The 26,625-nt window shown below is 44.6% G+C and carries 25 protein-coding genes; 17 read left to right on the top strand and 8 right to left on the bottom strand.

Features of this window, described 5'->3' with window-relative positions; translation table 11 throughout:
* Positions 1–310 precede the first annotated feature (310 nt).
* The 9 genes from SIO70_RS23850 (at position 311) to SIO70_RS23810 (ending at position 8,180) form a co-directional block, all read left to right on the top strand.
* Positions 311–1,585 carry a dihydroorotase gene (locus tag SIO70_RS23850; protein ID WP_320574970.1) on the top strand — a complete coding sequence of 425 codons (1,275 nt, stop codon included), beginning with the start codon at positions 311–313 and terminating at the stop codon, positions 1,583–1,585.
* A 44-nt stretch (positions 1,586–1,629) separates the two neighbouring features.
* Entirely contained in the window at positions 1,630–2,160 is a 531-nt protein-coding gene (locus tag SIO70_RS23845) for a DUF4199 domain-containing protein (protein ID WP_320574968.1), read from the top strand.
* Between the two features lie 24 nt (positions 2,161–2,184).
* Entirely contained in the window at positions 2,185–3,132 is a 948-nt protein-coding gene (locus SIO70_RS23840) for a glycosyltransferase family 2 protein (protein ID WP_320574966.1), read from the top strand.
* 6 nt (positions 3,133–3,138) lie between these two features.
* A complete protein-coding gene (locus SIO70_RS23835) occupies positions 3,139–4,269 on the top strand; it encodes a glycosyltransferase (RefSeq protein WP_320574965.1) in 1,131 nt (376 codons plus the stop codon).
* Positions 4,270–4,339: 70 nt separating this feature from the next.
* Entirely contained in the window at positions 4,340–5,356 is a 1,017-nt protein-coding gene (locus SIO70_RS23830; RefSeq protein ID WP_320574963.1) for a dehydrogenase, read from the top strand.
* An 11-nt stretch (positions 5,357–5,367) separates the two neighbouring features.
* Complete coding sequence (locus SIO70_RS23825) at positions 5,368–5,946, top strand: D-sedoheptulose 7-phosphate isomerase (protein WP_320574961.1); 579 nt, start codon at positions 5,368–5,370, stop codon at positions 5,944–5,946.
* Positions 5,943–6,635: a nucleotidyltransferase family protein gene (locus SIO70_RS23820; RefSeq protein ID WP_320574959.1), complete on the top strand. Its 693-nt coding sequence runs from the start codon at positions 5,943–5,945 to the stop codon at positions 6,633–6,635. The genes SIO70_RS23825 and SIO70_RS23820 overlap by 4 nt, the downstream gene beginning before the upstream one ends.
* On the top strand, positions 6,632–7,174 hold the full coding sequence (locus tag SIO70_RS23815; protein ID WP_320574958.1) for an HAD-IIIA family hydrolase: 543 nt from the start codon (positions 6,632–6,634) through the stop codon (positions 7,172–7,174). Before SIO70_RS23820 ends, SIO70_RS23815 begins: the two co-directional genes overlap by 4 nt.
* Positions 7,175–7,202: 28 nt before the next feature.
* A complete protein-coding gene (locus SIO70_RS23810) occupies positions 7,203–8,180 on the top strand; it encodes a hypothetical protein (RefSeq protein ID WP_320574956.1) in 978 nt (325 codons plus the stop codon).
* A 9-nt stretch (positions 8,181–8,189) separates the two neighbouring features.
* Here the strand turns inward: SIO70_RS23810 and gpmA are convergent, their stop codons facing one another.
* The 5 genes from gpmA to SIO70_RS23785 all read right to left on the bottom strand — a co-directional run bounded on the left by gpmA (position 8,190) and on the right by SIO70_RS23785 (position 13,268).
* A complete protein-coding gene (gpmA, locus tag SIO70_RS23805; protein WP_320574955.1) occupies positions 8,190–8,879 on the bottom strand; it encodes a 2,3-diphosphoglycerate-dependent phosphoglycerate mutase in 690 nt (229 codons plus the stop codon).
* Positions 8,880–8,903: 24 nt separating this feature from the next.
* On the bottom strand, positions 8,904–9,182 hold the full coding sequence (locus SIO70_RS23800) for a DUF3175 domain-containing protein (RefSeq protein WP_320574953.1): 279 nt from the start codon (positions 9,180–9,182) through the stop codon (positions 8,904–8,906).
* A 4-nt stretch (positions 9,183–9,186) separates the two neighbouring features.
* Positions 9,187–9,369 (bottom strand): hypothetical protein, encoded by a 183-nt coding sequence (locus tag SIO70_RS23795; protein ID WP_320574951.1) that lies wholly within the window; start codon positions 9,367–9,369, stop codon positions 9,187–9,189.
* Positions 9,370–9,822: 453 nt separating this feature from the next.
* Positions 9,823–10,980, bottom strand: a complete 1,158-nt coding sequence (locus SIO70_RS23790) for a zinc-dependent alcohol dehydrogenase (protein WP_320574949.1) — start codon at positions 10,978–10,980, stop codon at positions 9,823–9,825.
* A gap of 278 nt (positions 10,981–11,258) precedes the next feature.
* Entirely contained in the window at positions 11,259–13,268 is a 2,010-nt protein-coding gene (locus SIO70_RS23785) for an OmpA family protein (RefSeq protein WP_320574947.1), read from the bottom strand.
* A 207-nt stretch (positions 13,269–13,475) separates the two neighbouring features.
* On the opposite strand from SIO70_RS23785, the gene SIO70_RS23780 reads away from it, so the two are divergent.
* Positions 13,476–13,907 (top strand): response regulator transcription factor, encoded by a 432-nt coding sequence (locus tag SIO70_RS23780; protein WP_320574945.1) that lies wholly within the window; start codon positions 13,476–13,478, stop codon positions 13,905–13,907.
* 128 nt (positions 13,908–14,035) lie between these two features.
* Here the strand turns inward: SIO70_RS23780 and SIO70_RS23775 are convergent, their stop codons facing one another.
* Complete coding sequence (locus SIO70_RS23775; RefSeq protein ID WP_320574943.1) at positions 14,036–15,451, bottom strand: alpha-L-fucosidase; 1,416 nt, start codon at positions 15,449–15,451, stop codon at positions 14,036–14,038.
* A 154-nt stretch (positions 15,452–15,605) separates the two neighbouring features.
* Positions 15,606–17,102, bottom strand: coding sequence for a S8 family serine peptidase (locus SIO70_RS23770; RefSeq protein ID WP_320574941.1), 1,497 nt, complete (start codon positions 17,100–17,102; stop codon positions 15,606–15,608).
* Positions 17,103–17,306: 204 nt separating this feature from the next.
* On the opposite strand from SIO70_RS23770, the gene SIO70_RS23765 reads away from it, so the two are divergent.
* The 5 genes from SIO70_RS23765 to SIO70_RS23745 all read left to right on the top strand — a co-directional run bounded on the left by SIO70_RS23765 (position 17,307) and on the right by SIO70_RS23745 (position 21,756).
* Positions 17,307–18,212 (top strand): hypothetical protein, encoded by a 906-nt coding sequence (locus tag SIO70_RS23765; RefSeq protein WP_320574939.1) that lies wholly within the window; start codon positions 17,307–17,309, stop codon positions 18,210–18,212.
* A gap of 137 nt (positions 18,213–18,349) precedes the next feature.
* Complete coding sequence (locus tag SIO70_RS23760) at positions 18,350–19,291, top strand: glycosyl hydrolase family 18 protein (RefSeq protein ID WP_320574937.1); 942 nt, start codon at positions 18,350–18,352, stop codon at positions 19,289–19,291.
* Between the two features lie 59 nt (positions 19,292–19,350).
* The gene (locus SIO70_RS23755; protein WP_320574935.1) at positions 19,351–19,767 is read left to right on the top strand and encodes a hypothetical protein; all 417 of its coding nucleotides are present in this window, start codon (positions 19,351–19,353) and stop codon (positions 19,765–19,767) included.
* Between the two features lie 20 nt (positions 19,768–19,787).
* Positions 19,788–20,210 (top strand): secondary thiamine-phosphate synthase enzyme YjbQ, encoded by a 423-nt coding sequence (locus SIO70_RS23750; RefSeq protein WP_320574933.1) that lies wholly within the window; start codon positions 19,788–19,790, stop codon positions 20,208–20,210.
* Positions 20,211–20,220: 10 nt separating this feature from the next.
* Complete coding sequence (locus tag SIO70_RS23745; RefSeq protein WP_320574931.1) at positions 20,221–21,756, top strand: M1 family metallopeptidase; 1,536 nt, start codon at positions 20,221–20,223, stop codon at positions 21,754–21,756.
* A 17-nt stretch (positions 21,757–21,773) separates the two neighbouring features.
* On the opposite strand, the gene SIO70_RS23740 is transcribed toward SIO70_RS23745, so the two are convergent.
* Positions 21,774–22,244: a hypothetical protein gene (locus SIO70_RS23740; protein WP_320574929.1), complete on the bottom strand. Its 471-nt coding sequence runs from the start codon at positions 22,242–22,244 to the stop codon at positions 21,774–21,776.
* Between the two features lie 224 nt (positions 22,245–22,468).
* Here SIO70_RS23740 and SIO70_RS23735 point away from each other — a divergent pair, with 224 nt between their 5' ends.
* Together SIO70_RS23735 and SIO70_RS23730 are read left to right on the top strand one after the other, a co-directional pair.
* A complete protein-coding gene (locus SIO70_RS23735; protein WP_320574927.1) occupies positions 22,469–23,887 on the top strand; it encodes an arylsulfatase in 1,419 nt (472 codons plus the stop codon).
* Between the two features lie 7 nt (positions 23,888–23,894).
* Positions 23,895–26,576 (top strand): glycosyl hydrolase, encoded by a 2,682-nt coding sequence (locus tag SIO70_RS23730; RefSeq protein ID WP_320574925.1) that lies wholly within the window; start codon positions 23,895–23,897, stop codon positions 26,574–26,576.
* Positions 26,577–26,625: the final 49 nt, after the last annotated feature.

The raw sequence follows: 26,625 nt of genomic DNA, 5'->3' as shown, positions 1-26,625 counted from the left end.
CAGGCCATTGTCAGCCTCCATATTACTTATCACATGAGAAACGCTCATCTAAGCGTAAATGGGTATTTATACCACCATCCGGCCATAGCCGATTCCAGCAATCTATGCCCTGAAGCCTGGCCCTTGCCTGCCTATACAGCGTGAAAACAACTTTCTCCCACAGTAGGAGGGGGCTTAGCAGGATTCAACACCTCGAAAGGGGCATCCCACACCCCATCAGCTTTTTTATCCCCGCCTGCACTCCTTACCCCGAATTTCTATTACTTTTGTCCCCGGTATTTCAGAACGGTTTAGACTCAGTTAGTATAGCATGCATATATTACTCAAAAACGTACAGATCACAGCTCCTGGTGCTCCCAACCATGGCCAGCAACAGGACATTTTAATCGAAAATGGCATCATCAGCCACATTGGAAACAACATCTCTGCGCCCAATGCCCGGATCGTAGAAGGTAAAAACCTCTCTGTGTCTCCAGGATGGACCGATGTATTCGCTCACTTTTCTGATCCTGGTCAGGAATACAAAGAAGACCTTCAAAGTGGCGCCGCCGCTGCTGCAAAAGGTGGGTATACCACTGTACTCATCGTACCCAATACCCAACCCGCCCTGCACACCAAGCCGCAAATCGAGTACGTCATCAGCCGTACCCGCCATACCGGGGTTCAGGTGCTCCCCATTGGTGCTGTTACCAAAAATATCGAAGGCACTTCACTGGCAGAGATGTACGAAATGCGCGAAGCCGGCGCTGTAGCCTTCTCGGATGGCCTGAAACCCATCCAGAGCCCAGGTATCATGCTCAAAGCTCTCCAATACGTAAAAGCCATCGACGGTACTATCATACAAATGCCTGATGACCTGAGTATCTCTGCTCACGGCCTCATGAACGAAGGCATCTACAGCACACAGCTGGGTATGCCCGGAAAACCTGCCATCGCGGAAGAACTGATCATTCAGCGGGACCTGGAACTGGCAGCATACACCGATTCCAAAATTCACTTTACCGGGGTAAGTACCGCCAAATCTATCCAGCTTATATCCGAAGCGAAGAAGAAAGGCGTAAAAGTGACCTGCTCCGTAACTCCATACCACCTGTCACTCACTGACAATCAACTGGAAACTTACGATTCCAACCTCAAGGTCAATCCACCCCTCCGCGGCAAGGAAGATGTAAAAGCCCTGCAACAAGCGGTGAAAGATGGGCTGATCGACTGCTTTGCCACCCACCACCTGCCACAGGACTGGGATGCCAAAGTCCTTGAATTTGAATATGCTAAGAATGGGATGATTGGTCTGGAAAGTGCCTTTGGCGTACTCCGTCAATACCTGCCGGAAGTGCCGCTGGAAAAACTGATCGATATGCTGGCCATTCAGCCACGGAGGATCTTTAACCTCCCTGCTCACAGTCTGGCTGTAGGTGCGGTCGCTAACCTCACCATCTTTGATCCGGAGGAAGAATGGACGCTGACCACCGCACATCTGGCGAGCAGGTCCAAAAATTCGGCGTATCTTGGCGCCCGGTTAAAAGGGTCCGTGAAAGGGATTATTAGTGGCACCAATACCCGGATCGCTGGCATAGAGGCTTAAGAAACCGGCACCAATGCCCAACTATAATAAATGTCATTTTGAGTATGAGTAATGCATCTTCTCCCAACCAGGGCGTTAAATGGGGTTTAATAGCAGGATTATCCGTCGTTGCTGTCGGGCTGATCTTCTATTTCACCAACCCGATCAAACTGCAAAGCCTCCTTTTCGGCGGCATCGAACTCGCAGTTACCGCCATCTGCGCCCTCCTGGCTGGCCTGGAACGCAGAAAGGCCCATGGGGGAAAAATAGATTTTAAGACCGTTCTGCAGCCTATCTTTACGACTTTCGTAATTTCACTGCTGATCGGGGTCATTTTTACCTATGTCCTATTCAATTTTATCGATCCTTCACTGGTAGAACAGATGAAACAGGCACATATTGCCGATGTGAGGGATATGAAAAACCTTTACAAAGCATTGGGTTACTCTGAATCCGATTACAACAGGGAACTAAAAGAGGCGGAAACAGGTGAATATGGCGTGACAATTGCAGGCAGTGTCATAAATTATCTGCAAAAGCTGATTAAATCATTCATCCTTTCTGCGATACTTTCCCTGATTGTTCGTAGAAAGTAACCATTTAATACATAGTAATTTAAGATGGATATTTCCGTAATCGTTCCCTTAAAAAACGAAGATGAATCACTGCCGGAACTGGCAGCATGGATAGACCGTGTCATGAAGGAGAACCAGTTTTCCTATGAAGTGTGGATGGTAGATGATGGTAGTACTGACAATTCTTGGGAGGTGATCCAAACCCTGGCCGCTGCCAACGCCAATATCAAAGGCATCAAGTTCCAGCGCAACTATGGCAAATCTGCCGCCCTCAACGAAGGCTTCAAGATGGCCAAAGGCGATGTGATCATCACCATGGACGCCGATCTGCAGGATAGTCCTGACGAAATACCAGAGCTGTACAGCATGATCAAAGAAGGCGGCTTCGACATCGTGAGCGGCTGGAAAAAGAAACGATATGATAGCGCCCTGACCAAAAACCTCCCTTCTAAATTATACAACTGGACCACTACCAGGATGAGTGGGGTCAAGCTGCACGACATGAACTGCGGCCTGAAATCCTACCGTAAAAAAGTGGTAAAAAGCATAGAAGTATATGGTGAAATGCACCGCTACATCCCGGTTATTGCGAAATGGAATGGTTTCCGCAATATCGGAGAGAAAGTGGTGGAACACCGCGCCCGTAAATACGGAGTATCCAAGTTTGGCCTGGAACGCTTTATCAACGGCTTCCTGGACCTGGCTACCATCATGTTCATCGGGAAGTTTGGCAAGCGCCCTATGCACCTCTTTGGCGCAATGGGTACCTTGTGTTTTATGATCGGTTTCGTCATCGCAGCATATCTCGGTTACGAGAAGATCTTCAATGATGTCTTTAAAATGACTGAACGCCCGATCTTCTATCTGGCACTGCTGGCCATGATCATTGGATCTCAGCTGTTCCTCGCTGGTTTCATTGGAGAACTGGTGACTAGAAATGCCGTGGAACGAAACGACTACCTCGTTGAAACTACTTTAGACCGCACGAAATAATTGCTGATGGGAAGAAAGAAGATACTTATCCTGGGACCCGCCTGGCCTTATCGTGGAGGTCTTGCCGCCTACAATGAAAGACTGGCTGAAGAACTGCAAAAGGACGCAGATGTAGAGATCTGGACCTTTACCCTGCAATACCCGAAATTTATTTTCCCCGGCAAAAGTCAATATGCGACAGAAGCGGCGCCGCCTCACCTGCATATCACCAGAAGGATTAATTCTATCAATCCGCTGAACTGGTTGAAAGTGGGCCGACAAATCCGCAAAATGAAGCCAGACCTGGTCATTGCCAAATTCTGGCTGCCACTTATGGGTCCTGCCCTGGGTTCCCTGCTGCGTTTAGGTAAAAGAGGCAATACCAAAGCCCTTTCTATCCTCGACAATGTGGTGCCCCATGAAAAACGTCCGGGCGATGTGGCCTTTACTAAATACTTCCTGAAACCGGTGGATGCCTTCATCGCCATGAGCCAATCCGTACTGGATGATCTCAAGGTGTTTGAACCAAATAAACCAGTATCACTCATACCTCATCCCATTTACGACAACTATGGCACGCCGATTTCAAAACCGGCCGCCAAAGCGGTATTGAAGCTGGATGAAAACAAAAAGTACATTCTCTTTTTCGGCTTTATCCGCCAATACAAAGGCCTCGATCTGCTCATGCAGGCTATGGCAGACGAAAGAATGAAAAAGCTGGATGTACACCTGATCGTAGCAGGCGAATACTACGAAGACGCCACCCCTTACAAGGAGTTGCTCGCCAAACTACAACTGGGTGACCGCATTCTCATGCACACCGATTTTATTCCAAACGACGCTGTTAAGAACTACTTCTGTGCTGCCGACCTGGTGGTACAACCTTATAAAAGCGCTACCCAGAGTGGCATTTCACAGATCGCTTACCACTTCGAAAAACCAATGGTTGTGACAAGGGTAGGAGGATTAGTCGAAATGGTGCCTGACAATGTAGTGGGTTTCCAATGCGAACCTGATCCTGCAGATATCGCTGCCGCCATAGAAAAATACTATATTGGCAACAGGGAAACCGATATGACAGCGGCTGTTCACATAGAAAAGCAAAAGTATTCCTGGGACAGACTGGCAAAAGAAATTCTCCGCCTGACAGGTTTGTAAGATATTTTAACGGTTTTTTAAATGTTCGGCCACAGGAATCATTTATCTTGCCGGTCCATATTATTTAAACATGATCTATCGTAGTAAAGCACCATTACGCCTGGGACTGGCAGGCGGTGGTACCGATGTAAGTCCATATTCTGATATGTTTGGTGGCGCTATCCTGAACGCTACTATCTCGTTATACGCCAGAGCAGCCATAGAGCCGATTGCTGAAAACAAAGTCCTTTTTGAGTCGGCAGACAGAAAAGAACAACTGGAATGCGAAGCCGTTTTCCCGCTGGCCTATGATGGTAAACTGGATATCCTGAAAGGTGTCATCAACCGTGTGGCAAAAGATTATGGTATTCCATCGGGTTTTAAACTCACTACCTTTGTAGATGCTCCGGCTGGTTCCGGTCTGGGTACCTCTTCCACACTGGTGGTGGCGGTGCTGGGCGCATTTGCAGAGTGGCTGAAACTGCCGCTGGGTGAGTATGATATGGCACACCTGGCTTATTGCATCGAGAGAGAAGACCTGCAACAGGCTGGTGGTAAACAGGATCAGTATGCCGCGACCTTTGGTGGTGTAAACTTCATGGAATTTTACGGCGATAAGGTGATCGTGAATCCCCTGCGCATTAAGCAAAAATACCTCGATGAACTGGAGAATAACCTGGTATTGTACTATACTTCTACCAGCCGTTTGTCCAGCAGCATTATTTCTGAACAACAGAAGAATGTAACGGATAAGAAAGAATCCAGCATTGAAGCCATGCACCACCTGAAAGAGCAGTCAGTGATGATGAAAGAAGCCCTGCTGAGAGGTGAGATCGATAAAATCGGAGAGATCCTGGACTATGGTTTTCAGCATAAGAAAAACATGGCCAAAGGCATTTCCAACACACAATTAGACGAAATTTACGAAGCGGCTAAAGGTGCCGGTGCTTCAGGAGGCAAGATCTCCGGTGCTGGTGGCGGTGGCTTTATGATATTTTACTGTCCACGGAATACACGTTATGCCGTAGTCGATGCCCTGAATGCCTTTGGTGGCCAGGTAAAACGCTATCATTTTACGCATCAGGGAGTGAACACCTGGACCATTTAAAAGCAGCAACAATGACAGAGAAAATAATTAAGACAATACAGGAAAGCATCGCGGTAAAACAGGCGATTATCAACGACGACGAATTAGTGAGAACCATCGCACAGGTAGCTAGTGTGATGACGGGTTGCTTCCAGCAAAATCATAAAGTATTATTTGCGGGGAATGGCGGTAGTGCTGCGGATGCGCAACACCTGGCCGCTGAGTTTTCCGGACGTTTTTATAAAGACAGAACACCACTGTATTCCGAAGCACTGCATTGTAATACCTCATTCCTGACCGCTGTCGGCAATGACTATGGTTACAGCGAAGTGTATGCACGCATGCTGCGTGGTATTGGTCAGGCAGGCGATGTGTTTGTCGGCATTTCTACCTCAGGCAATTCTGCCAATATCCTGGAAGCCATTAAGGTGGCCAAGTCCAAAGGAATGATCGTGGTAAGCATGACAGGGCAATCTGGTGGTAAAATGAAAGATGGAAGCGACTATCTGCTGAACGTACCTTCTACCGATACACCGCGTATCCAGGAGTCGCATATTACTATTGGTCATATCATTTGTGAAATTGTAGAAAATAACCTTTTCGGATCATGATTACAGAATGTATTGTATTAGCAGGAGGGCTGGGTACCCGGTTGCGTAGTGTGGTGGCGGATAAGCCTAAATGCATGGCCCCTGTGGGCGATGTTCCTTTTATAGATTACCTGTTGCGTTACCTGCTCAAAGAAGGAATGACGCATGTGGTATTATCATTGGGACACCTGTCAGAACAGGTGATAGAATACATTGAGTCCAACGAATGGATGTTGAAGGTGGATTTTGTGATCGAGGAAGAACCGCTGGGTACCGGTGGAGCGATCATGAATGCACTGGAAGAGTTGGAAGAAGATGCATTCTTCATCATGAATGGGGATACCCTTTTCAATGTAGACCTGTTTGATTATTCAAACTTTCACGAAGAAAAGGGGAGTGCATTGTCACTGGCATTGAAGCCGATGAAACAATTTGATCGTTACGGCAGTGTAAAGCTGGATAACAATAAAAGGATCACCGCTTTCCTCGAAAAGGAATATTGCGAGGAAGGGCTGATCAATGGTGGTATTTATGTGGCGAACAGGGAGTACCTGGAAAGTTTGGATCTGCCAAAGAAATTCTCCTTTGAAAAAGATGTACTGGAAGCACAGGTGCAAAGTGGTAAAGTGTACGGTTTTGAGAGTGATTCCTATTTTATAGACATTGGCGTACCGGCAGATTATGAGCGGGCGCAGCAAGAACTGGCATGATAGCAATAGATAATAGCTGGACGTTGTTCCTGGACCGCGATGGGGTCATGAACGAGGAGATTAAAGATGGGTATGTGCTGCAATGGGATATGTTCCGGTTTTCGGAAGGTGTACTGGCGGCAATGCCTGTGTTGAATGCCCGTTTTGGCCGTATTGTGATCACAACGAACCAGCGTTGTATAGGAAGAGGGTTGCTGACAGAAGAAGGGTTGGAAGATATTCATAGGCATATGCTTTCCGAAATCCGTACCCACGGGGGTAGGATAGATGCCATTTACCACTGTCCGGATGTGAATAATGACAGTCCCTGCCGTAAGCCGCAGTCAGGTATGGCGATGCAGGCCAAGGCAGCATTTCCTGAGATAGATTTCAGTAAATCAATAATGGTGGGGAATACCATGGGAGATATGAAATTCGGGAAACAGTTGGGAATGAAGACGGTATTTATCCCTTCTACCAAACCGTGGCAGGCATTTCCTGATCCGATGATCGATTTTAAGTGTGACAATTTATTGGAATTTTCGAAGATCATACAATAAATTTGTTTCATATAACGTAAATAAGGCTATGAAGAAAGTGCGCATAATTGGGTTATCCTGTCTGCTGTTTGTGGCTGCTACTGTACGGGGGCAAAGAATCAGTGCGACTGATGCGGCATCGTTGAACGCGCAGCAGGACTCACTGAAATACTTATCTGACCTTATTTTACGTGGCAGAGATGAAGATTCCCGGCAGAATGCAAGTGACCGTTTCATCCCAAAACTGGTGCAGGCGCTGAAGACCCCGAATTCTTTCTATTTTCCTTTTGATTCAATTACAACAGTTTCTATTCAATATCCGCAGGATAGTACATTCCGTATTTTTACATGGGGGGTGGAGCGGGAAAATACTTTTTTCCACCATTATGGGGCGATACAGATGCGTACGGAAGATGGGAAGCTGAAGTTGTTCCCGCTGTTCGATGCGTCTGATTATATATTGAACACGGATACGATTACGGATAATAAGAACTGGTATGGGTGCCTGTATTATAAGATATTGCAACGCAGGTTCTTTAATACGGATTATTATACCTTGTTTGGGTGGGATGCAAATAACCTGAGAAGTCAGAAGAAGATGATAGAGATGTTGTCATTTAAGGATGGCAAGCCTGTGTTTGGCGGACCATTCTTTAGTTTTGCGGAAGATACAGTGCCGAAGCCGCTGAAGAACAGGTTTATATTGGAGTATAAGAAGGAGGCGACGATTAGTTTGAGTTATAATGCGGAGATGGATATGATCGTGTATGATCATCTGATCTCTGAAACGAATCAGAAGGGGAAGCCATCTACGTATGTACCGGATCTGGATTATGAAGGGTTTAAGTGGAAAGGAGGGAAGTGGGTGCATATAGATAAGGTGTTTCACGATGCGTTGCAGTTAGGAAAGTATCCGGTGGGACAACCGTTGGATATGAAGAAGAAGGACCTGACGAATCCGAAGACAGCGGAGGATATGAATGAGGAAACGATGCAGCAGCAGTCATCGAAGAAGAAGCCGAAATAACGGTTATCCTCAGTGCAGATAATAATGCCTGATCCTGCTCAGATCATCATTCAACTCATACACCCACGGTGTTCCTGTAGGAATATCTAAATTTGTTACTTCCTCATCAGATAAGTGATCGATATACTGAATCAGTGCCCTTAGGCTATTGCCATGAGCCACAATGATCACTTGTTTTTTCTGTTTCAATGCAGGAATGATGGTATTTGTCCAATAGGGGAGTACCCGATCCATTGTCTCACTTAAATTTTCAGTAAAGGGCAATTCAGTGGGTAACAGATCTTTATACCTTGGGTCGTTTCCGGGAAAACGGGCATCTGTTTGGGCTAATTTTGGCGGGTGTTCGTGCGGATCCCTTCTCCATTTGTGCACCTGTTCTTCACCATATTGCAGCACAGTCTCTGCTTTATTCAACCCTTGTAAAGCACCATAGAAACGTTCATTTAAGCGCCATGATTTCTCTTCAGGAATGTACAACTGATCGAGAGATTCTAATGCTAAATGAAGTGTCTTGATCGCTCTTTTGAGCACAGAGGTAAATGCGATGTCAAAATGAAACCCATTATCAGCGAGTAATTTTCCTGCATGTATGGCCTGTTCAATGCCAGTTTGGGATAAGTCTACATCAGTCCATCCGGTAAACCTGTTTTCCAGGTTCCAGAGGCTCTCGCCATGGCGTAAGAGTACTAATTTTTGCATGCATAGGAATGCGCAAAAATGATGCTATTTTTTATGGCCAAAGACTTCCCTTAGTTTGTCCTTTGCTTCTTCCAGTACCTTTAGCTGCTGCTCAGGTAAATTTTTCCCTGCCCTGTTAATATAAAAATTTAACATAGACATGGCAGATCGGAAAGGCGTTGTTTTTCTCCGATGACTTTTATTAGCAGAGCGTTTGAGTGATTTCGCAATCTCTTCCGGATCATTCAGGGTAAAAACATCTTTTTTAAGATCCATTGCATCACTGGTCTCTGTTACATGTTTAGACCACTTTTTCTTAGCCATAACATTATTGTTTTGATACTTTCCAAATCGTATTCCCCGCATCATCCGCAACCAGCAAGGATCCATCTTTTGCTACAGCTACGCCTACAGGTCTTCCATACACCTCATCACCCTCTTTAATATACCCGGTCAGAAAATCTTCTGCAGGTCCCGAAGGCTTGCCATCATTAAAAGGAACAAAGATCACCTTATATCCGGTTAACACAGAGCTATTCCATGACCCGTGCTGGCCTATAAAAGCCCCTCCGTTATATTTGGCTCCCCATGAGTCGCCATTATAAAATGCCAGCCCTAATGAGGCCGTATGTGCCCCTAAAGGGAAATCAGGTACAATAGCTTTTTGCTAATTTGTCTTTGTCCCAACCTACTACCTTACTAAAGTTTTTTACCGACTTTTCCGGCGCAGGTATTAAGGAGTCTTTAACAGTATTCGTCTCCTGTTTTTGCCCATGATTACATGCGAACAGCGCCATTGAGAAAATTAAAACAATATATTTCATCTTCTAACTAGGTTAAAGCTGCAACGCCTGCTCTGTATTTCCGGAAAGCCAAATCAACCAAACAGTAGCTTTACAGCCCAGCAGGAGGAAAGAACCGACTTCCGGAAATGCAGATACAAGCGATGCTGCTATTAAATTTATTATGGTTTAAGGATCACCTTTACGCAATCATCTTCCTTATGCTTGAAGATATCATACGCATGTGACACATCTGCCAATGGTAATGAATGACTCACGATATCGTGCAACTTTACCTTTCCGGTCTCTACCATCTCCAGCAAGTGATCAATATAATTCGTAACCGGCGCCTGTCCCATCTGTATTTTAATCCCTTTATCAAATATCCTGTGTAGGGGGAAATTATCATAAGGACTGCCATACACCCCTACTACAGTAACCGTACCACCTCTTCTCACTGCTTTAAAACAGGATTCCAACACCTTCATTGTTCCTTTTTCAAAATTGATCACAGTCTTTACCTTGTCAAAGAAAGATCGCTCTGCCTCTGTACCCACCGCATCTACGCACACATCCGCACCTCTGCCACCCGTCAGCTCCCTGATCAGTTCCACCGCATTCACTTTGTGTGGATTAATAGTTTCCACATTGTTTACTGCTCTTGCTTTCTCTAGCCTGTAATCCAATGGATCGATAGCAATCACCCTGCCTGCACCCTGTAACCACGCGGCCTTCTGTGCCATCAGGCCAACGGGACCGGAGCCAAAGATGGCCACTGTTTCTCCACCTTTCAGTTGAGCCCAGTCAATGGCCGCCCATCCTGTAGGAAATATATCTGTGAGGAATAATACCTGCTCATCAGCAAGCGCATCTGGTATCTTGCGTGGACTCACATCTGCATAGGGCACACGTACATATTCGGCCTGCCCGCCACTATATCCACCATACAAATCAGTATAGCCAAATAGCGCGCCACCTTTGCCTTTCAGCATATCGCCCTGTGGTCCGTAATTTTCAGGATTAGAATGCTCACAGGCAGTAGGCAGCTTGTGCTGACAGAAATAACATTGCCCGCAGGCGATGGGAAAGGGTACTACAACCCTGTCACCTACTTTAAATTTATTTACGCCACGACCTGTTTCTTCCACAATGCCCATGAACTCATGACCCATGATCATGTCTTTGCTCTGCGGAAAAAATCCATCATAAATATGTAAATCGGAGCCACATATGACAGTAGATGTGACTTTCAGAATAAGGTCTGTATCCTTTTCTATAACCGGGTCTGCTACACTATCAAAAGAAATCTTGCCAGGATGGTGGAATACGGCTGCTTTCATATTGTTCATTTAAAATAGAACAATGGGCAATAACAGGGCCATGCCGTTTTTTAGGAGGTAATGCCAGATGAGGGCGCAATACAATGTTTCTAATCATACACACTTCAGGAAAACATCAGCATGAAATGAACCTCTTTTCATGTAAAAAAAAGAAGGTGTATAAAATAAAACTTTTCAAAAGTACGTAATGGACGACCTACTTTCATCAGGTACATGAATTAAAAGAGGCCGTATCTTACTTATGATACGGCCTCCTATTAATAAACACCAAACCCTGATTATCTATCAAACACTTCAAATTCAGTCCTTCTATTGGCCTGGTGTTCCTGTTCCGAACAATGCACACCGTTTGCACAACGGTTAATTAATCTCGTTTCACCATATCCAGTAGCTGTCATGCGCTCTTTTGCGATGCCCCTGGATACGAAATATGCTAATACAGAAGCTGCTCTTTTCTGTGATAATTTCATGTTGTAATTGTCATCTGACCGGCTATCCGTATGGAAACCCATCGCCACTTTCCAGGTTGGATTCTCCTTCATCAACGCAATCAGCTTGTCCAGCTCTCTTCCCGCATCTGGTCGTACATTCGCTTTACCCAGATCAAAATATACATTCGCAGGATTGAAACGGTTGCCCAGATCTATTTTATGCCCTTTCACATTTGCTTTTGCAATGATCAATGGTTTCTTTTCCGGCGCCGACACCTGTTTGATCTCTATTTTCTGCAACCACACATCCTGGTGTAACACCTGTGATTCTGTCAATCCATTTGTAGTCACAGAGCTATTCTCAGCAGGATTGTAAGTTACTCTCGTTGCATTCAAACTATAATCAGACAAACTATCCAGTACAAATTTGTAGTGGCCTTCATCGTCCGTCTCTGCCGTCAACACATTGCCTGTGGCTTTGTTAGCAAGTGTTACAGTAGCATTGCTGAGTGGTGCTTTCGTCGCTTTGTCAAATGCCTTACCTTCCAGGCTGAACACGAGGATCTTCCAGGGTGTAAAGCGGTAAATATCATCATTACCATACCCACCCGGTCTGTTGGAAGAGAAGTACAGCGTCTTGCCTGTATTATAAGCAGGGCTGAAATCATCCTGTGCACTATTTACGGGATACCCCATATTCACAGGCACCCAGTTACCATTTACCTGCTTTGCAGAGAAAATATCCAATCCACCTACACCTGGTCTGCCATCAGTTGCAAAGTAAAACACACCTGTACTATCCATGAACGGTGTGCGCTCACTACCCCCTGTATTGATGGATGGCCCCATGTTTACAGGCGTCTCCCACCTGCCGTCTTTCCCTCTTGTACAGTAGTAAATATCCGTACCACCTAAACCCCATGTGCCAAAATCAGCTACAAAGTAAAGTGTACGTCCATCAGCACTGATAAAAGGATCTCCCACACTATAATCAAAGATCTCATTATATGGAAAGCTGTCTATTTCCCAGTTACCGTTGGTATTGTTCCATTTAGATGCTTTCAGTTCTACATTCAGGGTATATAACTGCTCTGCAAAACGACCTTTCTTTTTTACAAGATTCGTCACTGCATAATACATGGTATTGCCATCAGCGGTATACGTTGCTTTCGCACTGTGATAATCTCCGTTTACATTACGGGAAAGCAGGCGGGTCGTACTACTGTCAAACCCATCACTTTCGTACAGGTGCAGATAACTACGGCCTGTAAAACCATATTTCTTTCTGCTGATGTTAGAATTAATAAACAGGCGATCATGACGCAAAGAATCATATGGGCGATCTGATGCAAATACAAACCTACCGTTTCTGAAACCAGTACCCCAATCGGACCACTGTGTATTCATGGCTTTCAGGTTCTCAAAATCTCCTTTCACCGGTTTCACTTTCCACTTCACGGCGCTGTCACAACCTTGTTTCATGCTGATCGCCAGTGGGTCATTCGGTTGTTTACCAAGGTAGGCCTCAAGTGCTACTTTCGCATCCTCATATTTTGCATTATTGATCAATACTTTTGCATAATGCAGCTCATCATTGGCAGTATGTTCCGGCAGTGCTACCAGTTTATTATACCAGGTTTCAGCAGCTGTATAGTCATTCAGTAACTGATAACTATCAGCAACTCCACGAATGGCTCTGACTGTTACTTTTTTGCTGAAGGCTTTTTTGTATAAAGGGATCGCAGCAGAATAATTATACAAGGATGCCTGTTTATCTGCTTCTTTTAAAACATATTGTGCATTCGAAAGGGTGGCAGAGAGCAGCATAATGCTGAACAGCGCAATCTTTTTATTCATATACAGGGAGAACGGTTAAAAATTGATCCCATAGGATCGGTTTCACATAGGCTAAACTGTAACCTTTCATCTCATATCGCATTGCAAAAGTACCAATGAGCTGATCTTCGTCACATAGTAGATATTCTATATGCCTGTAGTATAAGTACTACAAATGTGGAATTTATAATATTATAATTTTACCAGATGTAATCATATCCTTTATTGATGAAAACTATTTTGATAGCCTTAGACCCATCTATTTTCACTTATGGACTCAAACAGATCATAGCAACAATGGCCCAGCCCACCCGGATTGAAACTGCCGATACCCTCGATGCAGCATTGACCTTATTGGATTCCCGGTGTGTGGATCTGTTTATTACTGATTTGCATCCCGAAGTATTGGGAGCTGTCAAAGCAAAATGCCCTGAGATCAGGGTTATGGTGTATACAGCAGCTGATGAAAGAACATTTGCCATTGACAATTTACTGGCGGGAGCAGATGGTTACCTGAGTAAGAGTGCGAAAAAAGAAGAGATGGAGTATGCCGTAAAAACAGTATTAAACGGAGAGAAGTATATGAGCGCTACGGTGCGGCAGGAGATGCTGGACCAGCTCTGGAAAAAGAGAAGAGCCGGCCACAAAGGAGTATATTAATATCCTTTGCGGCCAGCTCTTTTCTTTGAAAATGTTTTTCATTCTCAGTTGGAGAATTACTTCTTTCATGAATGTTTTTTTTTTCTGAAAGAGAATTCAACTCTCTTTCAGAAAAAAAAACATTTTTATTAAGCTTCTACTTTGAACGCAGCGGCGTATTTCAGGCCACTTTGTTGTTGTAAATTCTTAGGTATTTTAATTTCAAGTTTGCCATTGTTGAGTTTCCAGCTCAGTTTAGCTTTGGTACCCAGCAGGGAAACACGTTTGATCTTAGCAGGTGTTTCGATCGTGAAAGCCACTGTCTCAGGCAGTTTCACCACATCGCTGTCGGACGTGTAAAAGGCGTAAGTAGCAGAGCTGTCTTTCGCCTGTGTATAGTACACATTGTTATCAGAGTATGGAGCTACCGGACGGGAAGCATGAATACCTTCGCCGTTGATCTTCATCCATGCACCAATGTCAGCCAGTCTTTCATAAGCCTGTGGTGTCCAGTCACCTTTCGCGCTTGGGCCGATGTTCAGCAGGAAGTTACCACCTCTTGATACAATCTTTACCAGCAGGGTTACCAGTTTCAGGGAAGACTTCATCTGGTCGGTATGGGTATACGTCCAGCTGTCGCCCATAGACATACAGGTTTCCCATGGGTACGGGAGTGGTTTTTCAGGAAGCGTTTGTTCAGGCGTTGCATAGTTCTCGAATTCACCGGGTACTTCTCTGTCTACTACGATCAGGCCTGGCTGATTTTTACGACCCATGGCAGCGATCTTAGGCATATCGATTTCCTGTTTGCCTCCTGGTCTTACCCAGCCACCATCCAGCCAGAGGATGTCGATCTTACCATAGTTGGTCATCAGTTCTTCGATCTGGCGGTAAGTATATTCTTTAAATGCGGCCCATTTTTCAGGGTACATTTTGATATTGTAGTTTGTGTTACGACCCATTACCGGGTAGTATTTCCACCAGAAATCCTGGCTATGCCAGTCTGGTTTGGAAAAGTAAGCACCGATCATGAAACTGTCCTTTCGGAAAGTGTCGAAGATCTCCTTGGCGATATTCGCTTTTGGATTCTTTGAGAAAGGTACATTCGGAGCGGTGATTTTGTAGTCCGTTTGTTTCGTATCGAACATACAGAAACCATCGTGGTGTTTGGTGGTGAATACCACATAGCGCATGCCTGCGTTCTTAGCGGCATCTGCCCACTTTTGCGGGTTAAAATCTACCGGGTTGAATTCATTCGGTAATTTTTCATAAGCTTCGCGATATACGTTGTAATCAGCGGAGTAAGGGCCTTTTCTCACCACCCAGTCATCAGGGCAAATGCTCCAGCTTTCTACTTCTTCCCAAAGGGTATAGGGACCCCAGTGCATAAATAAGCCAAAGCGTTGGTCCTGCCATTTATCCAGTTTACGGATCACAAGCGGATCGGTGGGAGCTACATACTCCTTGGACATGTGGTGCAAGCCATCAGTTTCCTGGGCTGTTGCTTGTTTTACAGACAGCATAGCTGCAAATAAAACGGAGCAAGCAACGATTGTTTTCTTCATGTATTCGACCTGATTTTATTTCAGGCTGTAATATGCGGAATCTTCACGGATTGATTGCGCATATTTTACCTGATATTGATATTAAAAGAAAAAAACGCTTCTGCCACTGGCAAAAGCGTTTTCATTTGGGTGTATATATGTAAATGGTTAGTCTTTAGCGGACAGCCTTCGCGGCGTTTACTTCACCATCACCGAAGTACTTATCCTTACCCGGAGTACCATAATCAGCAGACGATGCTTTCAGGATCAGGTCTACCAGCAATGGATTGGCGTACGGATATTTGTTGTAAATCAGCGCAGCTACAGCCGCAGCATGTGGCGAAGCCATACTGGTACCGGCTGACCAGCCATAGTAGTAGGTGGCAGAAGCTTCATCCCAGTAACCGATATTGAAGACAAAGTCGAATACGTATTCGTAGTTGATGATACCTCCTACGTTCACAACGGTGGTATTTGGAGGCAGTGTGTAGTTACCGCCTGGAGCGGCATAGTGAATAAAGTTCTTACCATAATTGGTAAAGATAGATGGGATGTAGAGAGACGTATCCTGGTTAATACCCCAGCCCAGCGGACCGGTAGAGGAAATAGCCAGTACACCTAATGCTGCTGCAGGGTAGGTAATAAAGCGTTTTTCTACATCGTAGTTGTATCCATCGTTACCAGCAGCAGCGATCACTGTAGTACCCTTGAGGGTAGCGTACAGGGTGGCTCTGTTAATAGCGGTGATCAGTTCTTTTACGTCGCGGTCATATTCCACTACGTAATCGTCAGATGGATCGTCGGGCGTACCGTTGTCATCTACGAATGTCTTGAGGGGCAGTTCACCACCCAGGCTCATGTTGATAACCTTAGCGCCATGGTTAGTGGCATAGAAGATACCGTCGATGATGCTGGAAAAGGCACCTGTACCGGCGTCGGACAATACTTTTACGAGTATCAGTTTAGCTTCCGGAGCTACACCGGCTACGCCATTGGAATCTTTCACGGCGGCGATGGTACCGGCTACGTGGCTACCGTGGCTAAAGCCTTCTTCGCCATGGTACTGGACTTCTTCACCTTCCACGAAACTGTGGGTGAGAATAATGTTAGGCTTGATTTCGGGGTTGTTGAGCAGGAACCCGCCATCGAGTACGGCTACCTTTACACCAGCGCCTTTGTAACCTTTGGCCCATGCTTCGGGTGCATGAACTGCCTGAAGACCCCATTGCAGAAAGCTGTATCTGTCTGTAAGGGCACTGGCACTTGATTTAGCATTGACAGTAGACGGGGCGTTTGTGCTGTAAGGAATAGAAGAACGGAAATTTCGCTCAGGCAGGCGCCAGTTCTGTACCAGGTCAATTGATACAGATTGAACACCGGGTACTTTCCTTGCTTTTTCAGGAAAGGACGGATCAGGAGTTTGTACACGAATGAGACCCAATTCTTTATTGGATTCTTTGAATACAAAACGCTTTACGCCGAGATTAGAAAGTGCTGTTGAGATGTCGTTCTGATCGACATTTTGCTCAGTAAGAATCAAAAATCCTCTGTCTTGTTTTGGGGTGGTGGCAAGCCCTTTGGCGAGTTTGACTTCCTGAGCGTCTTTGGAACAGGATGCCAGCAACATTAACAGTAAGAGGGGGAATGAAAATAGCAATAGATTTTTCTTCATGTAGTTTTGGTTTAACAATTATTGAATTTTGGTCCTGGTCTCTTTTGTATAGGTCTTCAAAAAACACAGATTGCGCTATTGGTGGTTATTCTGATGCTACGGGTTTCAAGGGTAAGTGAATGTACATTAATTGTTTGAAATTTCAATGCAGTACATTTTATCCTATTTAATTTATTTGTACTTTACATGGATAAATTAAGTCAAGTGAAATTTTTCGTTCGTTTACTCCTTTGCCTGCCATGCCTGTCTTATTACCACGCAAATGCCCAACAGGCCAAAGATCCCGCTACGTTAGTCCTGGAATGGAATACAGCCAACAACAAACAGGATATTGGAACACTCATTTTTTTTTATGATAGTGAAGTTTTGTTTTATGGCACCAAAATGAAAAAGCAGGATTGCATAGCCGGTAAACTCTCCATCTTTAAAAAGTACCCAGGTTTAGATCAGCAGATTGCCGGCACCGTGAAAACAGAAACCCTGGATAACGGAGATGTGAAATGTAGTTTTGACAAGGCGGTTACTACTAATGGTACTACTAAAACTTATGCATCTTATCTCGTATTTCATCAGATAGCCAATGCGTGGAAGATCACCGTGGAAAGCGACCTTACTACAGATGCGAATGTGGAGAAAAGGAAATGGAAGGCCAAAGGGGCCGTACCTTGTGATGCGGATGGGGACGGTGTAAAGGAATATGCGTACCTGGTACCGGCACCTATCGATACTACCCGGGAGATGTCTTGTCTGGATGATAGTTGTACATCTTATATACGTTTCTCTAATAAATCAATTCCGGAAATCAGGTTAGTCAACTGTCTGAACGGGGGCGTGGATATATTAGGAGATCTGAATAATGACGGGAAGGATGAGATTGGCATTAACCCGCAATGGTGGACCAGCTGCTGGAGTGGCTACCATGTATTTACATTGAAGAACGGGAAGTGGATAGATGCGGTGCCTGTAATCTCGACCCATTGTAATCAGTGGGAGCAGGGGGTGAAGGTGATTCAGAAAGATCCGAAGAAACCGGGGAATGTGATTATACATTATAGTGAGCTTACGGAAGATGACATTGTTACAAAGACAAAATCTATTCCTATAAAATAATTTTTGAATCGCTGCGCATAAATATTTTGTGCGTTGCGTTTTCATTGGTTACAATTCTTTTTCCAAAGCATAAGAGCTAATACCAGCAAAAAGCTGGTGTTAGCTCTTTTTCATTTATTCAAAAAAGGTACTGTACCATGAAACGTAATTCTGTTAATTTTCCACGACTCTTGTTCTTCCTGATTTTCCTGATGGCCTATTGTAAAAAAGAGCATACGACGACTACGAATCCGGTGGATGTCGATACGCCTAATACGCTGACAGCCCGCCCGCTCATGGTGGAATACTGGGGTGGTTGCTGCTATGACCGCAATGATGTAGGACCTTTGGATGCTATTCCGGATAGCGTGGATGTGGTGAATATATTTACCCTTGGGATAGGTAAAACATCCGATGGTAGCTGGGAATTTGAGCACAGGGGAGTGTCTGGTTATAATGACTGGAATGATGTATTGACAAAGGCGCATGCATTGCAGAAAAAAGGTGTCCGCATTGTATGTACATCTTTCTCCGGCAATATGGTCAATTTATCTGGTACAGAAGCGGCTAAGATGGCATCGATTGTAAAAGATTCACTGGACAAATGGCAACTGGATGGGGTAGATCTGGACCTTGAATATAGTGGTGCGACAACAAGGAATATAGATAGTGGCGTGATTGCTTTGGGTAAATACCTGGGACCAGATTCAAAGACAGGCAGGATCTTGTCAGTAGTGGATTATAACAATAATAACATTGCGCAGATCAAACGTACAAACAAGTATATTGATTATGTAATGACGATGTCGTACTGGAACACAGCGAAACAGGTACGGAGTATAGTGAAGTCTTACAGTGCGGCAATCGGGGATGTGAAAAATGTATTAATAGGAGTAGGGCAAGGTTGTGCGATCACTGCAGGACAGGCTACACCTACAGGAGAGGAGGTGAAGATTGCCGATACATTGAGAATGGCATTCCCGGGTTCGGGTATGATGGAGTTTGTGTTTGGATGTAGCTATCATCATAAAGATGCAAATGGGAACATTACAAAAGATGTGAGTTATACGCAGCATATCATCCGGCATTTAAAGCAGTAGTTCTAAAAAGAGCTTGTATCTTGTTTTTTTGATACAGGCTCTTTTTATTATATTGTCGTATGAAATATTTATTGCTTTTTTCCATGTTATTATTTGCCTGTCAGCCAGCATCCACTTCAGGCTCCGGTTGGTTAAATGGCACCTGGAAACTCTTATCTCACGCCTCCATTGCCAGGGGCGATACAACTGTAACGGACTACACCAAAGATCAGGAGATGATCAAGATAATCAACGACACGCATTTTGCCTTCTTAAACCACGGCGGTACATTCGATGCAGGTGGAGGCCGGTATACGCTGAGTGGTGACCAGTATACAGAGCACCTTGACTTTTATAATAACAAAAACTGGGAGGGGGGCGTCTTTACTTTTACCGTGAGTCTACATGGTGATACCCTCATCCAGAAAGGTATTGAAAAGGTAGAGGGCGCGGGTGTAGATCACGAAATCATAGAGAAGTATATAAAAGTAAAGTAGTAATGACTTAATTTCGGTGCATGAAAATGTACCAGGCATCGATACAACTACGCGCCAGAGCCCGTGGATTTCATCTGATTACATCCGAAGTATTGCAGGCTATTCCGCAACTAAGGGAGGTGAAGACGGGCATGTGCCAGGTATTCATCCAGCATACTTCTGCTTCATTGACCATCAATGAAAATGCTGACCCGACAGTAAGAATAGATTTCGAAACTTACTTTAATAAAGCCGTGCCTGAAAATGACCCGGATTACGAGCACAACGACGAGGGGCCGGATGATATGCCTGCGCACCTGAAAGCCGCTATGTTGGGGAGTTCGGTGATGATACCTGTAACCAATGGCCGGTTTAATTTAGGTACATGGCAGGGTATTTACTTGTGCGAACACCGCGATTATGGTGGGGCGAGAAGTTTAGTGATTACAATTTGGGGAGAATAAATTATCTATTATGAAGAATGGATTTTTTCTATGTCTGTGTGCTTTATGGTTCACAGGGGCAAAAGCACAGCAGATAGACGTACAGCATTACGATATAGATCTGACGCTGAATGATACGACGAATCGGATAGAGGGGAGGGTGACGATTGCCGTAAAGTATTTGCAAAATACGACCCGGTTAAAAATTGATCTGGCAGGAATGAATGTAAGTGGGGTACATGCAGATAATAAATTGCTGGATTACGAACAGGATTTGAATGCCCTCTATATAAAAGTGAATGCGAGAGCAGGAGAGAAGGGAGCGTATACGGTGATTTATTCTGGCACGCCAAAAGATGGGCTGTTCATTTCTAAAAATAAATACGGAGATAGAACTTTCTTTACAGATCATTGGCCTGACAGAGCGCATCAGTGGCTGCCTTGTATAGATCATCCATCAGATAAGGCGACCGTGACGTTTACTGTTACAGCGCCTGATCATTATACCGTGGTAGCGAATGGAGTGCGTGTTTCAGAAACCAATCTACCTGGTCAGTTAAAGAGAACGGTATATGATGAGAAGGTACCACTACCTATAAAAGTAATGGCTATTGCAGCAGCAGATTTTTCAGTTACGCATTCCGGTGATGTGGGAAAGATCCCTGTATACAGTTATGTTTTCCATGAAGATTCCAGCCATCAGGGATATGCAAGGGCTACGAATATTCTCCCTTATTTCATTCAGCAGGTAGGTCCTTTTCAGTTTGAAAAGCTGGCGAATATTCAATCTAAGACGATTTTTGGGGGGATGGAAAATGCCGGGGCAATCTTTTATGCAGAGAAATCACCTGAATATCCCGGCCTGGAATCATTACTGGCACATGAAATTGCTCATCAGTGGTTTGGCGATGCGATTACAGAGACGGACTGGCGACATTTATGGCTGAGCGAGGGTTTTGCTACTTATATGACGCTGTTATATATGGAGCATACTTATGGGGTGGATACCCTTCGGGCTTCTTTGAAAGAAGACAAAGCAAATATCATTGAATTTGCAAAAAAAAGGAAGACACCCGTAGTAGATACGACCGTACATAGTAATTACATGCAGTTGCTGAATGAGAATAGCTACGAAAGAGGAGGGTGGGTATTACATATGTTAAGGAGAAAGTTGGGGGATGAGCTTTTCTGGAAAGGCATCCGCCAGTATTTTAAAGACTTTAACGGACGCAATGCAGATACAGATGATTTCAGAAAGGAGATGGAGAAAATAAGTGGGCAGGATCTGAAAGGCTTCTTTACACAGTGGTTATATACGACAGCTATACCGAAGCTGCAGGTGAATATGAGTTACAATGAGAATATCCATGCGGTAAAATTGGAAGTGATTCAGCAGCAGACGCCTTTGTTTGAGTTTCCGCTGGAATATACGCTGGATAAATCAAAGCCTGTGCAGACAATATTAGTGAAGGATAAGGTCACCACCGTCATCATACCAGCAGTGACAAAGCCTGCCGGTATTTGGTTGGATCCGGATACGAACCTGCTGGCGGATATGAGTTTTTGATCCCGAAATGATCACCTTTACTTCCGCAATACCTTTTCCAGTTCATACAGTCTTCTCCTTAACTCAGTCAGCTCCACCTCCAGCAGATCTACTTTCTCACTGAGTAAGTATTGATTGTAATCGGAGATAATGGATAGCTCCCTGAGTTTAGGAAACAGATCGTGTTTAAAAAAGTGAAGGCCTGTTTCTTCGCCAAAAAATTCGTGGGCCGTTTTGGTCATATGGTTGTACAGGCAATAGCGTAGACCATCGGAACTATGCGTCCATGGGCTAATGTACAGCAATTCCCAGTTGTTGATCCGAAGCAACTCCACATCACCTTTTTTGTTTACAAATTGATAAGTTGTAGATTCCACATATCCGTTTGGTTTCAGTGTATCTGTTGTCATCAGTATGTAGGAATATTCCGGGAGTATGGAGATTGATTCCAGTGAATGTAAAGGACTGTAACTTCCATCTCCAAATATTGCATAGTATCTCACCATCATTTTCTATTGATTTAAACCATTCACATAACCTCTATAAACCTTGACACTGAGGGCGATATGAATTTAAGACAATTGAAACGAAAATATATCAAATATAAAAAAAGTATCTGATACGGTACCTTTCTGATTAAATTATTTACAATTCTGGGGGGTAACCGCTCATAAATTATTAGTCTATCGGTTTAGTAGGTTTTTGTACATTAGTCACCAGAAAATAAGAAACTATGCAACGTCGCTTTTACAGGATCCTGTTGTCAGGGTGGTTGCTTACCACCTCCATAACCGCCATGGCACAGCAAAAGAAACATTCGGACCGGCCGAATATCATATTTATCCTGGCAGATGATCTGGGCTATGGGAACCTCACATCGTTTAACCCAAAGAGCCCGATTCCCACCCCAAATATTGATAACCTGGGGGCAGAGGGAATTCGGTTTACCCGCTTTTATTCCGGCAATACGGTATGTGCACCCAGTCGTTATGCCTTACTAACGGGTAAGAATATGGGGCATTCTTATATCCGGGGTAATACCCGGTTGCCATTACGGCCGCAGGATAGTACCCTGGCTCAGGTGTTGCAGCAAAATGGCTATGCCACCGGTATGTTTGGCAAATGGGGCTTAGGCGAGATGGGAACGACGGGCTCACCAGAGATTAAAGGTTTCGACGAGTTCTATGGTTACCTCAATCAGGGGCATGCACATGATTATTATACGAATTACCTCTATCAGGTGAAAGCAGGCAAGATCAGTAAGATAAAACATGATACCACCGTGTATACCCACGATGAGATTATGGAGCATGCTTATTCATTTATCAATGAAAATAAGGACAAACCGTTCTTTTTATATCTTTCTATTACAGTGCCGCATGCCGAACTGGCTGCTCCCAAAAAGGACATGCAGCAGTGGCTGAACCCAGATGGAAGTTCTAAACTTGGGCCTGAAACGCCGTATGTGCAGAATGGGGGAACATATCGTAGTCAGCAAAACCCGCATGCTGCATTTGCAGCCATGGTTACCAAACTGGATCAGAATGTGGGTCAGATTCAGGCACTTATCAAACAATTGGGGTTGGATGACAATACTTACATCTTCTTTACCAGTGATAATGGTCCTCATAAAGAGGGAGGTGCTGATCCTGAGTACTTTAACAGCAATGGCCCTTTGAAGGGTCTGAAGCGTGATCTGTATGAAGGGGGTATCCGGGTACCTTTGCTGGTGCGTGCACCGGGGCATATTCCTGCCGGGAAGTTGAGTGATGAGGAGTGGGCGTTTTGGGATATCCTGCCTACATTCAGCGCATTGACAAAGTCAAAGACCCTTCAGGGTATAGATGGCCTGAACTACGCTTCGGTGCTGGAAGGTAAAAAGCCGGCTAAAGTGCATGATTATTTATACTGGCAGTTTAACGAAGGGTATATCCAGGAGGCCGTATTGCAGGGGGATTGGAAATTAATCCGGTTTAAATATAAAGGAAAGGGGGAAAGATTTGAATTGTACAATATAGTTGACGATATTGGAGAAACAAAAGACCTTGCTGCCGAAAACCCAGCTAAAGTAAAGAGCCTGAAAGCTATCATGGCAAAGGCGAAAACCCCGGCAGAAAACAAGGAATTTGACTGGTCTGATACAGAGAAATAAATTATATATGCATCCACGTATTTACCGGCTGGCTACCATTGGCCTGCTTCTTTGCGGCTTAAAGGCGACTGCGCAACACCCGGATTTTAAGGGCACTTACCCTGTATGGCCTTCTGTTCAGAAGGAAACCAAACCCTGGACCCGCTGGTGGTGGATGGGGAGTGCTGTAGATAGTGCTGGCCTGACGAATGCATTGAGGACTTATAATCAGGTAGGTTTTGGTGGGGTGGAAATCGCACCTATTTATGGGGCGAAAGGGTTCGAGTCAAAGTATGTGGACTTTTTATCTCCTCAATGGATACATTTATTGAAGATAGCGACTAAGCAGGCGACCCGGTTACATATGGGGGTAGACCTCACTACGGGGACTGGCTGGCCTTTTGGCGGGCCACAGATTGATCTGGCGCATGCAGCGGCAAAGATGGAGGTGCGGGTGTTATCAACGGTTCCGGAAAAAATTGATACGGGTATCGGGATTTTGCAGGCGTTAGTAGCTTATAAAGGAGTTACGCCTGTTCCTATTATAGACAAAGTGCAGGATGGGCATCTCCATTGGGAGCATCCCGCAGGCAATCTCACTGTGTATGCATTGTACAGCAGTCATACGAAACAGAAAGTAAAACGTGCAGCGCCCGGCGGGGAGGGGTATACTCTTGACCATTTATCAGGGGAGGCAGTTCAATTATACCTGCATCGTTTTGATAGTGCTTTCCAACAAGAGATACCCGATATCCGGGCATTTTATAATGATAGTTATGAGGTATATGGGGCAGACTGGACGCCTTCATTTTTACCAGAGTTTAAGCGTAGAAGGGGGTACGATCTCACTCGTTTTATTCGTGAGTTCACAGATAATAGGATCTCTGATACGATCGCCCGGGTCAAATCTGATTACAGGGAAACGATGGCGGAGTTGCTGTTGGATAACTTTACAAAGCCATGGACACAATGGGCGCATGATTATCATCGTATCACAAAAAACCAGGCACATGGTTCGCCGGGTAACCTGATTGATTTATATGCAACGGTGGATATTCCGGAGTGTGAGACATTTGGTTCCACCTATTTTCCAATTCCGGGTTTAAGGAGAGATAGTGCAGATATCAGGAATGTAAGTCCTGATCCGATCATGATGCAATTTGCTACATCAGCGGGGCATATAGCGGGTCATCCGCTTATTTCAAGCGAGACCTTTACATGGTTGACAGAGCATTTTAAAACATCGTTGTCACAGTGTAAACCAGAAGTGGAGCAGTCTTTCCTGGCGGGCGTGAATCATGTATTTTATCATGGTACTACGTATTCTCCTAAGGAGGTGCCTTTTCCCGGATGGTTGTTTTATGCATCTGTAAATTTTGTACCTGCTAATAGCTGGTGGTCGCATCTGCCGGGATTGAATGAGTATATAACCCGCGTGCAGTCAGTATTACAGGCCGGTAGGCCGGATAATGATCTGTTAGTGTACTGGCCGGTGTATGACATATGGAATGATGCGGATGGGATGGAAATGCCATTGTCAGTGCATCATATAGATAAGTGGTTGTATCCGACGGATTTTTATAAACAGGTAATGAATTTGCATGGCAGGGGGTATACACTGGATTTTGTGTCGGATAGTTGGATCGCCAAAACCAAGGGTTACAAAGCATTGATAATTCCGAAGGCGCATCTGATGCCCCTGACTACATTGCAAAAGATTATTGCGCTTGCGCAGAATGGTACTCCTGTGATCTTTCAGGCATTGCCGGAGGATGTACCGGGTATGAATGAGCTGGACACGCGTAGAAAAGAATTTCAATTATTGTTGAAGTCATTAGCTGGTAGGAAGAATATCATTATTACTCCTGATGTGGAAGGAGCTTTACATACAATAGGTATTCGCCGCGAAGCTCTTACAGATGCAGGGTTGAAATTCATTCGCCGGAATGATGGGGAGGATACTTATTATTATATCGTGAATCATACGGCAAATAAAATTGAACAGTTTATTCCTGTTAATCGCCGGGTATCACGTGTTTTTATGCTGGATCCATTGCGTGGTGATACTGGACTTGCGCAGATAGAGAATACAGATAGTACTACTCATGTGAAAGTACAACTGGCATCGGGAGAATCAATTATTCTAAAGGCAGAAGGGAAGTCTTCCATGGTCAATTATTTGCCATGGAAATACCTTGAAAATGCTGGCAAACCGCTTGTTCTGCAAGGCCCGTGGCAATTGGAATTCAAAGATGGCGGACCGTTCATTCCGGCAGCTGTAAAATTAGATAGCTTAGTGGACTGGACTACATTACCAGATACTGCTGTTACTTCATTCTCTGGAAAAGGGGTATACACAACAAGTTTTCAGTTACCGGCAAAGAACTCCAGGGAATACCTGTTGCAGCTTGACAAAGTGCATGAAAGTGCGCATATCTGGATCAATGGACAGGATGCGGGTATCATGTGGAGTATACCGTTTACACTTAGGATCGGCAAATACCTGCGTGCAGGGAAAAATGATATTCGTATAGAAGTGGCGAACCTGATGGCTAATCATATCAGGTATATGGACCGGCATCATATACCGTGGCGGCAATATCATGAAATTAATTTCGTCAATATTAATTATAAAGATTTTGATGCATCTAATTGGGGAATACAGCCTTCAGGGTTAGAAGGGAAGGTGACGATCACGCCTTATAACTAAATTATATTAATTCAGGTTTATTGGACAGGGCTGGCACCCGTGCAGCTGC

The sequence above is a fragment of the Chitinophaga sancti genome (assembly GCF_034087045.1).
Classification (GTDB): domain Bacteria; phylum Bacteroidota; class Bacteroidia; order Chitinophagales; family Chitinophagaceae; genus Chitinophaga; species Chitinophaga sancti_B.
This window is presented reverse-complemented; position numbering and strand designations above follow the sequence as displayed.